The sequence below is a fragment of the Chachezhania sediminis genome (assembly GCF_009765275.1).
GTDB classification, from domain to species: domain Bacteria; phylum Pseudomonadota; class Alphaproteobacteria; order Rhodobacterales; family Rhodobacteraceae; genus Chachezhania; species Chachezhania sediminis.
This window is the reverse complement of record NZ_VOPH01000002.1, coordinates 271990-287051: the sequence shown is the minus strand read 5'-3', so window position 1 is coordinate 287051 and position 15062 is coordinate 271990. Positions and strand designations below refer to the sequence as shown.

The window sequence follows — 15062 nt, the reverse complement described above, 5'->3', positions numbered from 1 at the left end:
GTCCCGCAGGGAATGATGAACAGGCGGGAGAGCGCGGTGAAGACGGCGCGCGCATGGCAACGGATGCTGTCGGGCCGCAGGCTGGACCTGCTGGACCCGACCCCGGTCGATGTCGAGATCGAGGACATTGCCCACGGGCTGGCCTTCGTGGCCCGCTGGAACGGCCAGACCAAGGGCGACTTTGCCTACACGGTGGCCGAACACTCGCTTCTGGTCGAACAGCTTTATGGGCGGATGAATCCGTCGGCACCGGCGAAATGGCGGCTGGCCGCGCTGCTGCACGACGCGCCCGAATACGTGATCGGCGACATGATCTCTCCGGTGAAGGCGGCTGTGGGACCTGAATACGAAGACCTGGACGCCAGGCTGACGGCCGCGATCCACATCCGGTTTGGCCTGCCGTCTTCCCTGCCGCAGCAGGTGAAGAAACAGATCAAGAAGGCCGACCGCATCTCTGCCTGGCTGGAGGCGGTGCGGATCGCGGGCTTTACCGAAGCCGAGGCGACCAGGTTCTTCGGTCGCCCCGATGCAGGGCTGATCGAAGGCGCAGACATCCACCTGCGCCCGCCGGTCGAGGTACGGGCCGACTTCACCGCCCGGCACGCCGCCCTGCTGGCCCGGATGTGACCGGGATCAGGGCGTGACGGGAATCGACTTGCATCTTCGACAATCCCGTCATGCAACCCCCGGCAAGGCGCGCTGCGCGCATTGTGCTTTGCCGTGGCCAGGAGCAGGGTCCCCGCAATGGAAGCGCTGACATCTCATCGCCCGGCCCGCGCCGTGGGCCTGTATCTTTCGTCGATCTTCCTGTTCTCGGTGATGTCGGCCATGGTCAAGTCGCTGTCGGAAGAGATCCCGGCGGGCGAATTGGTGTTCTTCCGATCCTTCTTCGGCTTTCCGCCGATCATCATCCTGCTGGTGATGCGCGGCCAGCTAAGTCAGGGCTTGCGGACCAAGCGGCCCGGCGCCCATGTCTGGCGCGGGCTGGTGGGCACGTCGTCCATGGCGCTGATGTTCGGGGGGCTGGGCCTGATCCCACTGCCCGAAGCCACGGCCATCGGCTATGCCGCACCGATCTTCACCGTGATCCTTGCGGCCCTGCTTCTGGGCGAGAAGATCCGGATGATCCGGATTTCCGCCGTGGGGGTCGGGCTGGTCGGGGTCCTGATCATGATCTGGCCCCGGATCGGCGGGGTGATGGCCGGCAATGTCGCGGCCGACATGGCGACGGTCGGGGCCCTGATGGTGCTGGGCTCCACCGCCCTGCGTGCCGTGGTCCAGATCCACATCCGCAAGATGGTGAAGACGGAAAACTCTTCGGCCATCGTGTTCTACTTCACCCTGTCGTCCACCGTCGCCTCGCTGCTGACGCTGCCGTTCGGCTGGGTGATGCCCGACTGGGACACGTTCCTGCTGATGGTCCTGATGGGCCTTCTGGGCGGGATCGGCCAGATCCTGGTGACGACCTCCTACCGCTTTGGCCCGGCCTCGCTGATTGCGCCCTTCGACTATTCGTCGATGCTGTTCGCGCTGGTGATCGGCTATGTCTGGTTCGCCGAGGTGCCGACCTTGCCGATGATGGCGGGCGCGGCCCTTGTGATCGCGGGGAACGCCCTGGTCATCTGGCGCGAACGGCAGCTGGGGCTGGAACGATCCCGGGCCAATGCCGTGGTCCCACCCAAGGGCTGAGGCGCGGGCAGAACCCTGCCCGCGGCCCGATGGTCGGGGTCAGAGGTGTTTGCCCCTCGATTCCTTTGAAAACAGCGCGATCACGAAGGCCACGGCGCCGAAGGTCACCAGGTAGACGATGGGGGACAGCGGGCTCTTGAACTCCTTGATCAGCCAGGTGGCGACCATGGGCGTGGTGCCGCCGAACACCGCCAGCGTGATGTTGTACCCGATGGAGATGACGGTGTTCCGGGCCCGTTTCGGGGCCCATTCCACCAGCATGACCGGGTTCACACCCAGCCCGAAGCCGCAGATCGCGGCAAAGCCAAGCTGGCCCAGGAAGATCAGCATCGGGTTGGTGTGGAACATCAGCCAGGACAGCGGCAGCGAAAACAGCGCCAGCGACCCATAGGTCAGCAGCAGCACGGGCTTGCGCCCCAGCTTGTCCGCCAGCCAGCCAGCGACGATGGTGAACAGTGCCATCATCCCCATGTTCAGCGTGTTGATGTCGAGGACCAGGGATTCCTTGACGTGGTAATGGGACGACATGAAGTCCACCGCAAAGGTGAACATGGCGTAGAAGGCGATATTGGCCGCCGCCACCAGCGGCAGGAACTTCAGGATCACGGTCCAGTGGTGCTTCAGCGCGACCATGATCGGCACGTTTTCCTCGGCCAGATCCTCTTCCGACAGGGCCTCTTCCGTGATCTCGTTCTCGATGTTCTCGGCGCTGTTCAGCCCGCCGGACCGCATCAGGAAGGCCAGGGCCGCAATCAGGACGCCGATGGCGAAGGGCAGGCGCCAGCCCCAGGCGGCCATTTCGGCCTGGGTCAGGGTGGTGGTCAGGACTGCCGCAACGCCGGACCCGATCAGGAAGCCGATGATCGCCCCGGTATTGGCCGTCGCGCCAACGATTCCCCGTTGCGAGGTACGCGCCGATTTCACCAGATAGACGATGGAGCCTGTGAATTCACCGCCGACCGAGAAGCCCTGGATCATCCGCAGCACGACGAGACCGATGGAGGCAAAGTAGCCCGCCGTGTCATAGGTCGGCAGGATGGCGATCAGGCCCGAGGCGCCGCCCATCATGACGACAGACCAGATCAGCACGACCTTTTCGCCCCAGCGGTCGCCGATATAGCCGAAGACGGCGCCGCCGACGGGCCGCATCAGATAGCCGGCCGCGAAGGTCCCGAAGGCCGCGACGGTCGACACGAACGGGTCTTCCGATGGAAAGAAGTTGTGCCCGATGATGGTCGCCAGATAGCCGTAGATCGCGAAGTCGAACCATTCGACGACGTTCCCCGCGGCCCCGGACAGGATGGTCTTTGCACGATCTGACAATGCCATTTGTACTCGCTCCCTCGTTCAACACTGGTTTAACTGAAGGAACGGTTGCATGGCGGTGTTTCGATTGCGACCCGGGCGGTCGCAAAAAACACTTGATCGTTGCGGTGGGGTGGCAAAACGGCGGCGGCCTGGACCCAAGGCCCTTTGGAAGGGCCCTGGCAAGCGCATTCAGGATGCGCCTGGAAGCCGCTTCAAAGCGGCTTCCTGCGATGCGTCACGCGCGGACCAGCTTCTCGTAGCCGGTTGCGATATCGCGGGTCAGCGCGCCGACCTCGAAGTTGTAGCTGCCGATCTGGCCCACGGGGGTGACCTCGGCCGCGGTGCCGGTCAGCCAGCACTGCTCGAAGCCTTCCAGCTCTTCCGGCATGATGTGCCGCTCGTGCACCTTGATCTGGCGCTCTTGCAGCATCCCGATCACGGTCTTGCGGGTGATCCCGTCCAGGAAGCAGTCGGCCTTGGGCGTATGGACCTCGCCATCCTTGGCAAAGAAGATGTTCGCGCCCGTCGCCTCGGCCACGTAGCCGCGATAGTCGAACATCATCGCGTCCGAACAGCCCTTGGCCTCGGCCGCGTGCTTGGACATCGTGCAGATCATGTAGAGACCGGCCGCCTTGGCCTTGGACGGGATCGTCTCCGGGCTGGGGCGCTTCCATTTGGAGATGTCGAGCTTTGCGCCCTTCATCTTCGCGTCGCCGTAATAGGCGCCCCACTGCCACGACGCGATCGCCATCCGCACCGGGTTCCGGCTGGCCGAAACGCCCATGTCCTCGCCCACGCCGCGCCAGGCGATGGCCCGGACATAGGCGTCGGTCTGCTTGTTCGCGGTCAGGACGGCCGCCTTGGCCGCGTCGATCTCGTCCGAGGAATAGGGGACCTCGAAATCCATAAGATTGGCAGAGTTCCGCAGCCGGTCCGAGTGCGCGCGCGACTCGAAGATCTTGCCGTTATAAGCCCGCTCGCCTTCGAATACCGCGGAGGCATAGTGCAGCGCGTGGGTCATAATGTGCACTTTTGCATCCTTCCAGTCGACCATTTGGCCGTCCATCCAGATTTTGCCTTCCAGTTCGTCATATCCCGGCATGGGCTTGGTCCTTGTTCTCTTCGGTGCGGTCGTTTCGGCTCGACATGATCTTATGCCGTCCCGGCCTCCTCCACTTTACTAACATTGCGTGTTCGCGTCCGACTTGGACATATTGTTGCGTTCACGCGGCGATTCGATACTCTTTCGCTCTTGGAATGTCAACGAGGCTGACTTACTTTGGCGGAAATGGTGATCGCGCAACGGCCAAGGGATAGAGATCGAGGGTGACAAGTCCGGTGCGCTGTCGCATCAAACGGACTACGAGGACCGACGGCACCAGTTTAGGAGGAGCGGACATGAGCAGCGGACGGGCGGTACAGTCTCCCGGCGGGGGCGAGCTTCTTTTCCTCACCGACGAACAGTTGCGGCAGGGGATAGAGGCGATGTACTTCGCCTATCGCGGGTTCACGGCCGATCCGGACCGGATCCTGGCCGAGATCGACCTGGGCCGCGCGCACCATCGGGCGATCCACTTCATCAACCGCGCACCAGGGACGACGGTGAACAACCTGCTGTCGATCCTGGGCGTGACCAAGCAATCTCTGAACCGCGTTCTGCGGGCGCTGGTCGAACAGGGCCTGGTCGAAAGCCGCGTCGGCGCCACCGACCGACGCGAGCGACATCTTTACCTGACCGAGGCGGGGCAGGAGCTGGAGGCCCGCCTGTCCGAGGCGCAGCGCGCCCGGATGCGGTCGGCCTATCGCGATGCCGGGCCCGATGCCGTGGCGGGGTTCCGCCGGGTGCTGGAGGCGATGATGAGCGCGGACACCCACCGCGTCTATTCCACCCTTAAGGACCGTGCCTGATGGCCGCGATGGATGCGCATCTTCTGATCGTCGACGACGACGAACGGATCCGGGACCTGTTGAAGAAGTTCCTGCGCCGGAACGGATATCTTGTCACGTCGGCCCGCGATGCGGCCCATGCCCGCCGCGTGCTGGAGGGTCTGGATTTCGACATGATCGTGCTGGACGTGATGATGCCGGGCGAAGACGGCGTGTCGCTGACCCGCGCGATCCGGGCAGAACGGATGACACCGATCCTGCTGCTGACCGCGCGGGGCGAAACCGACGACCGCATCACCGGGCTGGAAGCCGGCGCCGACGATTACCTGGTGAAGCCGTTCGAACCGCGCGAACTGCTGCTGCGCATTAACGCGATCCTGCGCCGGATGCCGGAAGTGACCGAAGATCCCGCCGGTCCCAAGATCCTGACCCTGGGCCAGATCCGTTACGACATCGAACGGGGCGAGATGTGGGACGGCACCGACATCGTCCATCTGACGGCCACCGAAAGCCAGCTGATGCGGATCTTTTCCGCCTGCCCGGGCGAGGTGATCAGCCGCACCAAACTGGTCGAGGACCTGGGCCGCGACCGCGGCCAGGCCCAGGAACGCGCGGTCGACGTCCAGATCACGCGCCTGCGCCGCAAGATCGAGGCCGACCCGAAGCAACCCCGCTATCTTCAGACGGTGCGCGGCGCGGGTTACATGCTGGCGCCGGACTGACCCGGTCCCGAAGCGGTTTTCCGGGGTGGCGGAAGGCCTTTCTTAATCTCCCTCGGCGATGATCCCGGTCGATACTTTGTTGATCAGGAGCTTCACCGTATGATCCGCATCGCCGCCGTGGCCACGATGGCCGCCTGCCTTGCCACGTCCGCCACATCCGAACAGATCTGCAGCGGCTTCGGGCCGCAGACCCCGCGGGACATCTCGGACCTGCGTGGCCGCAACACGCAGATCTTCCCGGCGGCGCCCGCCAGCACGGAAATGAACCTGTGCAACATCCACACGCACACCAATGCCGAACACAAGGGCCCGGGCTTTTCGGTCTATGCCGGCGACGGCGACCATGGTGGCTGGAAGTGCAACGAAACCGAAAGCCTGACCGCGGAAGAGCTTGAGGACCCGACCCATGGCCACGGTGCCTTTCACGGCGTGAAGCCCGGCGACACGATCGAGGTGCACTGGGTCCATACCTCGTGCCAGGTTGAACCCGGCCCGGGGCTGGGTTCGTGCCTGTCGGAAAGCTGTGCCAATCCGGTCCTGCGGGTCGAAGCACAGGTCTTCCTTGTCGTGAACGATGACGATGCCGCGGATTTCATGGATTACGCCTATCGCGGCACCATGCGGAACGGCTTGCACCAGCCGCGCGCCCTGCCCGCGGGCACAGGTACGCCGGTGGTCTTCCCGGGCTCGACCACGGGTACGAAGTACACTCAGGCCACCTGTTCGCCCCTGCAAGTCACGTGGAGCGTTCGGCCTCAGTGCCAGAAGGTGAACTATCGTTCGCTTCTGAAATGGGTCGCCGATGGCAATGTGTTCGAGGAAGACCACAGCCACGGCGTCCGCCAGATCGTCACCGCACTGCAGCTTCTGGCCCCGATCCAGTAACATCGGATCGGCCAGAGACCCCGCAAAAGGGGGCAAAGGACCCTGAGCAGGGCGGCACAGGCCGCAAACGGCGCGTCGGATACGGCCTTCTGCCGGAATCGGCGACGCTTCCCATCTTGTCCGCGTGCATGGATCCCGCAGCGCCATTGCCGCGCGCCGCGACGCTTGCTAGCGTCGCGGCCATGACAACCGCGCTTCTGACCCATGCCGACTGCCTGATGCATGTCACGCCCGACGGCCACCCCGAACAGGTGGCCCGCCTGGAACATGTGCTGCACGCGCTGGAAGGAATGGACCTGAAACGCGTCACGGCCCCGCTTGCGGCCGAAGACGATATCCTGCGCGTCCATCCCGCCAGCTATCTTGCGGACCTGCGCCGGAACCTTCCGGCGGACGGGCTTCACACCATCGACGCCGACACCTACCTGTCGCCGGGCTCGCTCCACGCGGCGTTCCGGGCGGCCGGCGCTTCGGTCAGGGCGGTCGACATGGTCCTGTCGGGCGAGGTTCAGAACGCCTTCTGCGCCATCCGCCCCCCCGGCCACCATGCCGAGACGGACACCGCCATGGGCTTCTGCCTCTTCGGCAATGCCGCGCTGGCCGCGAAACACGCGCTGGACCATCATGGCCTGAAGCGTGTGGCGGTCGTCGATTTCGACGTCCACCACGGCAACGGCACCCAGGACCTGCTATGGGACGAAGCCCGGGCACTGGTGATCACGTCGCAACAGATGCCGCTGTGGCCCGGCACCGGCCGCGCGGACGAAACCGGCGCACACGACACTATTCTGAACCTGCCGCTGCCCCCCGGGTCCGGGGGGGCGGAAATGCGCCGCGTCTACCAGCAAGACGCCTTCCCGCGGCTGCGGGCGTTTAAACCGGACCTGATCGTGATCTCGGCCGGCTTCGACGCCCATGCCTCGGACCCGCTTGCACAGCTCTACTGGAAGACCGAGGATTTCGCCTGGATCACGGCGCAGATCTGCGCGATTGCCGCCGAAATCTGCGGCGGACGGGTGGTTTCCGTGCTGGAAGGCGGCTATGACCTTGCCGCACTCGCCGCCTCTGCGCGCGCCCATGTCGACGAACTGATGAAGGCCCCGTCATGACCGACCGCCCCGCCGATCGCCCTGTTGCCGAGATGTCCTTCGAGGATGCGATGAAGGAACTGGAAAGCGTCGTCGACCGGCTGGAACGGGGCGACGTGCCGCTGTCCGCGTCCATCGACCTTTACGAACGTGGCGCGGCTCTGAAGAAGCGCTGCGAGGAAGAGCTGAAGCGCGCCGAGGAAAAGATCGCCGCTATCACGCTGGACGCCGACGGCAATCCGACCGGAACGACGCCCGTCGAAGGGCTGTAACCTGTGTTCGCCCCCCGGCTGGCCGCAGATGCCGCCCGGATCGAGGCGCATCTTCTGGCCGCGATCCGCGCCTTTCCGCCGGTCACGGTGACCGATGCCATGGCCCATGCCGCCGAAGGCGGCAAGCGCCTGCGGGGTTTCCTGGTGCTGGAAAGCGCCCGCCTGCACGACATTTCCGAATACAGCGCCCTTTGGCCCGCCGCCGCCATCGAGGCGATGCACGCCTATTCGCTGGTCCATGACGATCTGCCGTCGATGGACGACGACGACCTGCGCCGCGGCCGCCCCACGGTCCACGTGAAATGGGACGAGGCAACGGCGGTCCTGGCGGGCGACGCCCTGCAGGCACTGGCCTTCGAACTGGTCAGCCACCCCGACACCGGCCCGGCCGAGGCGCGCGCGGCCCTGGCCCGCGGCCTGGCGCAGGCCTCCGGCGCGGGTGGCATGGTCCTGGGTCAGGCGCTTGATATCGCGGCGGAAACCGCCAGCAAACCCCTGACGCTGGACCAGATCACCCGGCTTCAGGCCGGCAAGACCGGCGCGCTGTTCGAATGGTCCGCCACCGCCGGCGCGGTCATGGCCGGCGCCGATCCGCAGCCTTTGAAGCATTATGCGCAGGCCATGGGCCTTGCCTTCCAGATTGCGGATGACATCATAGATGTAACCGGCGACGCCGCCGCGGCGGGCAAACGGGTGGGCAAGGACCAGGATGCGGGCAAGGCGACCTTCGTCACCCATCTGGGCCTGGACGGTGCCCGCCAAAGGGCTGCCGACCTGACGGAACAGGCCTGCGCCGCCCTTGCACCTTACGGCCCGGCTGCCGACATGCTGAAGGACGCCGCCCGTTTTTCGATTGCGCGCGAAGCCTGACCGCGCCAGAGAGTGCGCCGAACGCGCTCAGCCGCCCCGAGGAGACCCCGAGGAAGCCATGTCCGACCGTCCGAAGACCCCTTTGCTCGATCTCGTGGACAGCCCGGCCGACCTGCGCCGCTTCTCGGACGCGCAGCTGGTCCAGGTCGCGCACGAGCTTCGGGCCGAGACGATTTCCGCCGTGTCGGAAACCGGCGGGCACCTGGGTGCGGGCCTGGGCGTGGTGGAGCTGACTGTCGCGCTGCACGCCGTGTTCGAGGCGCCGAAGGACAAGATCATCTGGGATGTCAGCCACCAGGCCTATCCCCACAAGATCCTGACCGGCCGCCGTGACCGGATCCGGACGCTGCGGCAGAAGAACGGCCTGTCGGGCTTCACCAAGCGGTCGGAATCGCCCTACGACCCGTTCGGCGCGGCGCATAGTTCGACCTCGATCAGTGCGGCACTTGGCTTTGCCGTGGCCCGCGATCTGGGCGGCACCGCGCCCGAAGGCCTGGGCGATGCGGTTGCCGTCATAGGCGACGGCGCGATGAGCGCGGGCATGGCCTTCGAGGCGATGAACAACGCGGGCCATCTGGACCGCCGCCTTTTCGTCATCCTGAACGACAACGAGATGTCGATTGCACCGCCGGTCGGCGCGCTGTCGTCCTATCTCTCGCGTCTTTATGCCGAAGGGCCGTTCCAGGACCTGAAGGATGCCGCCAAGGGCGCGGTATCCCTGCTGCCGGAACCGTTCCGCGCGGGGGCGAAGCGCGCCAAGGAAGTGCTGAAATCCGTCGCCGTGGGCGGCACCCTGTTCGAAGCGCTGGGCTTTTCCTATATCGGCCCCATCGACGGCCACGATATGGACCAGTTGCTGCCGGTCCTGCGCATGGCGCGGGCGCGGGCCAAGGGCCCGACGCTGATCCACGTGATCACCAAGAAGGGCAAGGGTTATGCCCCGGCAGAACGCGCCCGCGACGGCGGCCATGCGACGGCGAAGTTCAACGTCCTGACCGGTGAGCAGAAGAAGGCGCCGTCGAATGCCCCCAGCTACACCAACGTCTTCGGCGAGGCATTGCTGGATCACGCGGCCGAGGACAGCCGCATCGTCGCCGTCACCGCCGCCATGCCGGACGGCACCGGCCTGAAACGCTTTGCCGAACGTTACCCCAGCCGCTGCTTCGATGTGGGCATCGCCGAGCAGCACGCGGTGACCTTCGCCGCGGGCCTGGCCGCCGGGGGGCTGAGACCCTTCTGTGCGCTCTATTCCACCTTCCTGCAGCGCGGATACGACCAGGTCGTCCATGACGTGGCGATCCAGCGCCTGCCGGTCCGCTTCGCCATCGACCGCGCGGGCCTGGTCGGCGCCGACGGCGCGACCCATGCCGGCAGCTTCGACACGGCCTTCCTGGCCAACCTGCCCGGCATCGTCGTCATGGCCGCGGCCGACGAGGCGGAGCTGAAGCATATGGTCGCCACCGCCGTGGCCCATGACCACGGTCCCATCGCCTTTCGCTATCCCCGGGGCGAAGGCGTGGGGGTCGAGATGCCGGCGAAGGGAGTGCCGCTTGAAATCGGCAAGGGCCGCATGATCCGCGAGGGCAAGGGCGTGGCGCTTCTTTCCTTCGGGACCCGCCTGAAAGAAGTTCTGGAAGCGGCCGAAGCGCTGGACGCCCGCGGCATCCATCCGACCGTGGCCGATGCCCGCTTTGCCAAGCCGCTCGACCGCGACATGATCCTGGACCTCGCCACGCGGCACGAGGCGTTGATCACGATCGAGGAAGGCGCCATTGGCGGCTTCGCCAGCCATGTGGCCCAGCTTCTGGCGGACGAAGGCATCTTCGACCGCGGTCTGAAGTTCCGCTCGATGGTCCTGCCCGACATCTTCATCGACCAGGCCAGCCCCGAAGACATGTATGCGACCGCCGGCCTGAACGCCGCGGATATCGAGGCAAAGGTTCTCGACACGCTTGGCATCGCCCGGATCGACGCGCAGCGCGCCTGAACCAAGGGTACGTGGCGACCACGCACCCTAAGGCATCCGCAGGCGCCCCGGCCCTGATTTCTTTGGTCTCCAAATTCCTCGGGCGGGGCGCGCGCAGGGCGCGCGGCGGGGGCAGAGCCCTATGGAATGCCCCCCAAACAGGCACCGATCCGCCCGTTCGGGGCCCCGATAGCCCCAAGCTTGTTGATTTACACCGCCGACCGCGCGGTCCCCTCTCGACAGTCCCCCCGATTATGGCGTTCGATAGCACCCGGAGGACGCCCCGGGCGGAAACGCCCGGGGCGCTGGGACATAACATCGGACTCTTTGGGAGGAGCAGGGATGTCGTTCGGAAAGATGATGGACATGCCGCTGACGATCAGCTCGCTGATCGAGCATGCGGCGCGTTACCACGGAAAGACAGAGGTGATCTCGGTCGAGACTGACGGCACGGTGACACGCACCGGCTGGGCCGAGGTGGAAAGCAACTCTCGCAAGCTGGCTGCCGCGCTGAAGCGGCTGGGCTGCGAAATGGGCGATCGCTGCGCCACCATCGCCTGGAACAACCGCCGTCACCTGGAGATCTATTTCGGCGTCGCCGGCGCCGGCATGGTCTGCCACACGATCAACCCGCGCCTGTTCCCGGAACAGCTGATCTACATCATGAATCATGCGGCCGACCGGGTCCTGTTCTTCGACAAGACCTTCGTGTCGGCCATCGCCCAGCTGCGCCCGCACCTGGAAACGATCCAGCACTTCGTCTACATGGGGGCCCCGGATCCGGAGGTTGCGGCCGCCATCGACGGCGTCCTGTTCTATGACGACCTGGTGAACGCCGAGCCCGACGATGCAACCTGGCCCGAGCTGGACGAACGCATGCCCTCCAGCCTGTGCTACACATCGGGCACCACGGGGAACCCCAAGGGCGTGGAATATTCCCACAGGTCCACCGTACTGCATACGCTGGGCGCCAACATGGCGGATGGGATCGCGCTGTCGGCGCGGGATACGGTTCTGCCGGTGGTGCCGATGTTCCACGCCAATGCCTGGGGCGTGCCCTATGCCGCGGCGGCCGTCGGTGCCTCGATGGTGCTGCCGGGGGCGCACCTGGACGGCGACAGCCTGGCCGACCTGATCGACGGTCAAAAGGTGACCATGGCGCTGGGGGTGCCGACGATCTGGCTGGGCCTTCTGAACGCGCTGAAGAAGCGGGGATCCAAGGCGGAAAGCCTGCAGCGGACCCTGATCGGCGGCTCGGCCGCGCCCAGTTTCATGATCCGCGATTTCAACGAGATCTACGGCGTGGAACTGCTGCACGGCTGGGGCATGACCGAAACCAGCCCGCTGGGATCGATCAACCAGCTTCTGGCCAAGCACGCGGATCTGAGCCAGGAGGAAAAACTGAAGCTGCGCGCCAACCAGGGCCGCCCGCCCTTCGGCGTGGAGCTGCGGGTCGTGGACGATTCGGGGAATGTCCTGCCCAATGACGGCAAGACACCCGGCAACCTGCAGATCCGCGGCCACTGGGTCGTCGACACCTACTTCAAGGCGGAAAAATCGGCGCTGACCGCGGATGGCTGGTTCGACACCGGTGACGTCGCGATGCTCGACGAAGACGGCTATGTCTTCATCACCGACCGGTCCAAGGACATCATCAAGTCTGGGGGCGAGTGGATTTCGACCGTGGAACTGGAAGACATCGCGATCTCGCATCCCGGCGTGGCCAATGCCGCGGCCATTGCCGCCAGGCACGAGAAATGGGACGAACGGCCCGTTGTCCTGGCGGTCAAGGCCGAAGGCGCCAACCCGACCGAGGCGGACATCCTGGACCACTTCAAGGGCAAGATCGCCAGTTGGCAGGTGCCCGACCGGGTGATCTTCGTCGACAGCCTGCCCATCGGCGGCACCGGCAAGGTGCTGAAGAACAAGCTACGGGACGAGTATGGCGACGTCCTGATCGCCGAACACGCCTGACTTTTTCCGGGGCGCGACGGGATCGCGCCCCGGAAGCCACTGATTTCGAACGGGAAACAGATTGTTTCCGCAGATGCGGACAATTGTTCCTGTTAAGCCGCCCTTAACTCCTGCCCGCTAAAAGGGCCGTGGGTGAAAGAAAATGGGTGGTGATATGACTGCGACGCCAAACGCGGCGCCAGTCCTCATCAAGCGTAAGAAAGTCGTTGGCGGTGACGGACACCACGGTGGGGCGTGGAAAGTCGCCTATGCCGATTTCGTCACTGCGATGATGGCTTTCTTTCTGCTGATGTGGCTGCTGAACGCGACTTCCGAAGATGCACGCCAGGGTCTGGCGGCCTACTTCTCTCCTTCCGTTCCGATCAGCCGGGCCTCCGGCGGTGGCGACGGGGCCTTCGAAGGGTCTTCCACGTTCTCGGAAGACAGCATGTCTCCGGACGGGATCGGCGCGGCACAGCGCGACCTGGCGGAAACCAACGAAGCCTCGAGCGACCAGAACCAGGAACAGGAAGTTGCCGGTGACGACAAGGAACTGAAGGAGCTGGACTCCGAACTCCGCGGCAATTCCGGCGAAAGCCTGATCTCGGACTCGATGCTGAAGCACATCGTGACCCGGGTGACCGACAAGGGCCTGATCATCGAGCTTTACGCCACCGATCAGCAGGCCCTGTTCCAGGAGGGCACCGCACAGCCGACGCAATTGCTGCGCCAGATCGTGGGCATGGTGGCCCGGGTATCCGGGAAGGTGACCAACGGGATCGAGATTGCGGGCTACATGCGCTCTTATCCCGTGGTGGTGGCAAAGGCTCCGGTGTGGGAACTGTCGACCGACCGGGCCGGCGCCGTCCGCCAGCTGCTCGAATCCTCGGGCATCCAGCAAAGCCGTATCCGCCGCGTCGTCGGCCATGCGGACCGCGAACCGGCCCTTCCGGACGAACCGATGGCCGCCCGGAACAACCGCATCGAGATCACTCTCCTGCGGAAACAGTAAGATCCGGATTTTCGAAGGATTTTACATGTTAGCGCGGCGTTAAGGCGCCGCGCTTATTTTTTGTCGAATTCTGGAGCCAGCAGAAAGGCGCGCCCTATGACCATTTCCTCTTCGCTGAATGCCGGGGTTGCCGGATTGTCCGCGAATGCCAGCCGTCTTGCGGGTATTTCCGACAATATCGCGAATTCCTCGACCTACGGTTACAAGCGGGTACAGACGGATTTCCATTCCATGGCGCTGGCAGCCTCGGGCGGGTCCTATACGGCGGGGGGCGTGCGCACCTCCTCGACGCGCCTGGTGGACCAGAGCGGTTCGATCATCTCCTCGGGTAGCGGTACGGATATCGCCATCCAGGGCCGGGGCCTGATTCCCGTGGCCAACCTGACCGAGGTGAATGCCGGCGATGACACGCCGCAGATGCTGCTGACCGGGACCGGATCGTTCAAGACGAATGCCAGCGGCTACCTGACCACCACGTCCGGCCTTGTCCTGATGGGCTGGGAGCTGAGCGAGGACGGAACGCTGCCCACGGTGGCGCGCGGCAATTCCGACAGCCTGACGCCAGTCCGGATCACGACCCAGCCGGCCGCTTTCCCGACAACGGCGATCAGCATGGGCGTCACACTGCCGGCCGCGGATACCGAAGCGGGGGCATCGGGCGACCCGCGTCAGACCACGATCCAGTACATCGACAACCTGGGCCGGAACAAGTCGCTGGATGTCACCTTCACACCGACGGTGCCCGCGGTGGGCGTTTCCAATGCCTGGACCATGACCATCGACGATGACGCATCCCTGCCGACCCTGGTCGGCGAATACGACCTGACCTTCAACGACAGCCGGACCGCGGGTGGCACGCTGGGGTCGGTCACGACCGTGTCCGGCGGGGCTTATGACCCGGCGACCGGGTCGGTGATCATCAACGTGGGCTCTGGCCCGGTGGAAATCACGCTGGGCGAACTGGACGACACAAGTGGCCCGATGAAGCAGCTGTCCTATGATTTCCAGACCAGTTCGATCACCAAGGACGGGTCGCAGGCCGCGCAGATCCAGGCCTACGAGATCGACGGCAACGGCTTTGTCGTGGCGACCTACGACACGGGCGCCTCGCGCAGGCTGTTTCAGATTCCGATCGTCGACGTGCCGAACCCGAACGGCCTGACGACACTGGACCGCCAGACCTTCGCGCCGTCTGACGCAAGCGGCGCCTATTACCTGTGGAATGCGGGCGAAGGTCCGGTGGGCGACATTGTGCCCTTTGCCCTAGCGGAATCCACCACGGACGTCGCCGGCGAACTGACCGACATGATCCGCACGCAACGGGCCTATTCCTCGAACGCCAAAGTTATCCAGACCGTGGACGAGATGTTGCAGGAGACGACCAACATCATCCGCTGAGCCTTTTAACCC

Annotated in this window: 14 protein-coding genes; 12 read left to right on the top strand and 2 right to left on the bottom strand. The window is 65.0% G+C overall.

Annotation, left to right across the window (positions count from 1 at the left end; translation table 11 throughout):
• Nucleotides 1–15: 15 nt before the first annotated feature.
• Together FQK05_RS06315 and FQK05_RS06310 are read left to right on the top strand one after the other, a co-directional pair.
• Nucleotides 16–627: an HD domain-containing protein gene (locus FQK05_RS06315; protein WP_158965061.1), complete on the top strand. Its 612-nt coding sequence runs from the start codon at nucleotides 16–18 to the stop codon at nucleotides 625–627.
• Between the two features lie 117 nt (nucleotides 628–744).
• The gene (locus tag FQK05_RS06310; RefSeq protein ID WP_158965060.1) at nucleotides 745–1689 is read left to right on the top strand and encodes a DMT family transporter; all 945 of its coding nucleotides are present in this window, start codon (nucleotides 745–747) and stop codon (nucleotides 1687–1689) included.
• 39 nt (nucleotides 1690–1728) lie between these two features.
• Here FQK05_RS06310 and FQK05_RS06305 read toward each other — a convergent pair whose 3' ends face one another.
• Nucleotides 1729–3018, bottom strand: a complete 1290-nt coding sequence (locus FQK05_RS06305) for an MFS transporter (RefSeq protein ID WP_158965059.1) — start codon at nucleotides 3016–3018, stop codon at nucleotides 1729–1731.
• A gap of 214 nt (nucleotides 3019–3232) precedes the next feature.
• Complete coding sequence (locus FQK05_RS06300) at nucleotides 3233–4099, bottom strand: branched-chain amino acid aminotransferase (RefSeq protein ID WP_158965058.1); 867 nt, start codon at nucleotides 4097–4099, stop codon at nucleotides 3233–3235.
• A gap of 296 nt (nucleotides 4100–4395) precedes the next feature.
• Between FQK05_RS06300 and FQK05_RS06295 the strand changes: the two genes are divergently transcribed.
• The 10 genes from FQK05_RS06295 to FQK05_RS06250 all read left to right on the top strand — a co-directional run bounded on the left by FQK05_RS06295 (nucleotide 4396) and on the right by FQK05_RS06250 (nucleotide 15050).
• Complete coding sequence (locus FQK05_RS06295) at nucleotides 4396–4905, top strand: MarR family winged helix-turn-helix transcriptional regulator (protein ID WP_158965057.1); 510 nt, start codon at nucleotides 4396–4398, stop codon at nucleotides 4903–4905.
• A complete protein-coding gene (locus tag FQK05_RS06290) occupies nucleotides 4905–5606 on the top strand; it encodes a response regulator (RefSeq protein ID WP_158965056.1) in 702 nt (233 codons plus the stop codon). The genes FQK05_RS06295 and FQK05_RS06290 overlap by 1 nt, the downstream gene beginning before the upstream one ends.
• 99 nt (nucleotides 5607–5705) lie before the next feature.
• Nucleotides 5706–6491 carry a delta-class carbonic anhydrase gene (locus FQK05_RS06285; protein WP_158965055.1) on the top strand — a complete coding sequence of 262 codons (786 nt, stop codon included), beginning with the start codon at nucleotides 5706–5708 and terminating at the stop codon, nucleotides 6489–6491.
• Nucleotides 6492–6673: 182 nt separating this feature from the next.
• Nucleotides 6674–7600 carry a histone deacetylase family protein gene (locus tag FQK05_RS06280; RefSeq protein ID WP_158965054.1) on the top strand — a complete coding sequence of 309 codons (927 nt, stop codon included), beginning with the start codon at nucleotides 6674–6676 and terminating at the stop codon, nucleotides 7598–7600.
• Complete coding sequence (locus tag FQK05_RS06275; protein WP_158965053.1) at nucleotides 7597–7851, top strand: exodeoxyribonuclease VII small subunit; 255 nt, start codon at nucleotides 7597–7599, stop codon at nucleotides 7849–7851. Before FQK05_RS06280 ends, FQK05_RS06275 begins: the two co-directional genes overlap by 4 nt.
• A 3-nt stretch (nucleotides 7852–7854) precedes the next feature.
• On the top strand, nucleotides 7855–8721 hold the full coding sequence (locus tag FQK05_RS06270) for a polyprenyl synthetase family protein (RefSeq protein WP_158965052.1): 867 nt from the start codon (nucleotides 7855–7857) through the stop codon (nucleotides 8719–8721).
• Between the two features lie 58 nt (nucleotides 8722–8779).
• Entirely contained in the window at nucleotides 8780–10708 is a 1929-nt protein-coding gene (dxs, locus tag FQK05_RS06265) for a 1-deoxy-D-xylulose-5-phosphate synthase (protein ID WP_158965051.1), read from the top strand.
• Nucleotides 10709–11029: 321 nt separating this feature from the next.
• Nucleotides 11030–12661, top strand: coding sequence for a long-chain fatty acid--CoA ligase (locus FQK05_RS06260; protein WP_233270400.1), 1632 nt, complete (start codon nucleotides 11030–11032; stop codon nucleotides 12659–12661).
• Nucleotides 12662–12815: 154 nt separating this feature from the next.
• Entirely contained in the window at nucleotides 12816–13652 is an 837-nt protein-coding gene (locus FQK05_RS06255) for an OmpA/MotB family protein (protein WP_158965050.1), read from the top strand.
• Nucleotides 13653–13748: 96 nt separating this feature from the next.
• On the top strand, nucleotides 13749–15050 hold the full coding sequence (locus FQK05_RS06250; protein ID WP_158965049.1) for a flagellar hook protein FlgE: 1302 nt from the start codon (nucleotides 13749–13751) through the stop codon (nucleotides 15048–15050).
• The last annotated feature ends 12 nt before the right edge of the window (nucleotides 15051–15062 follow it).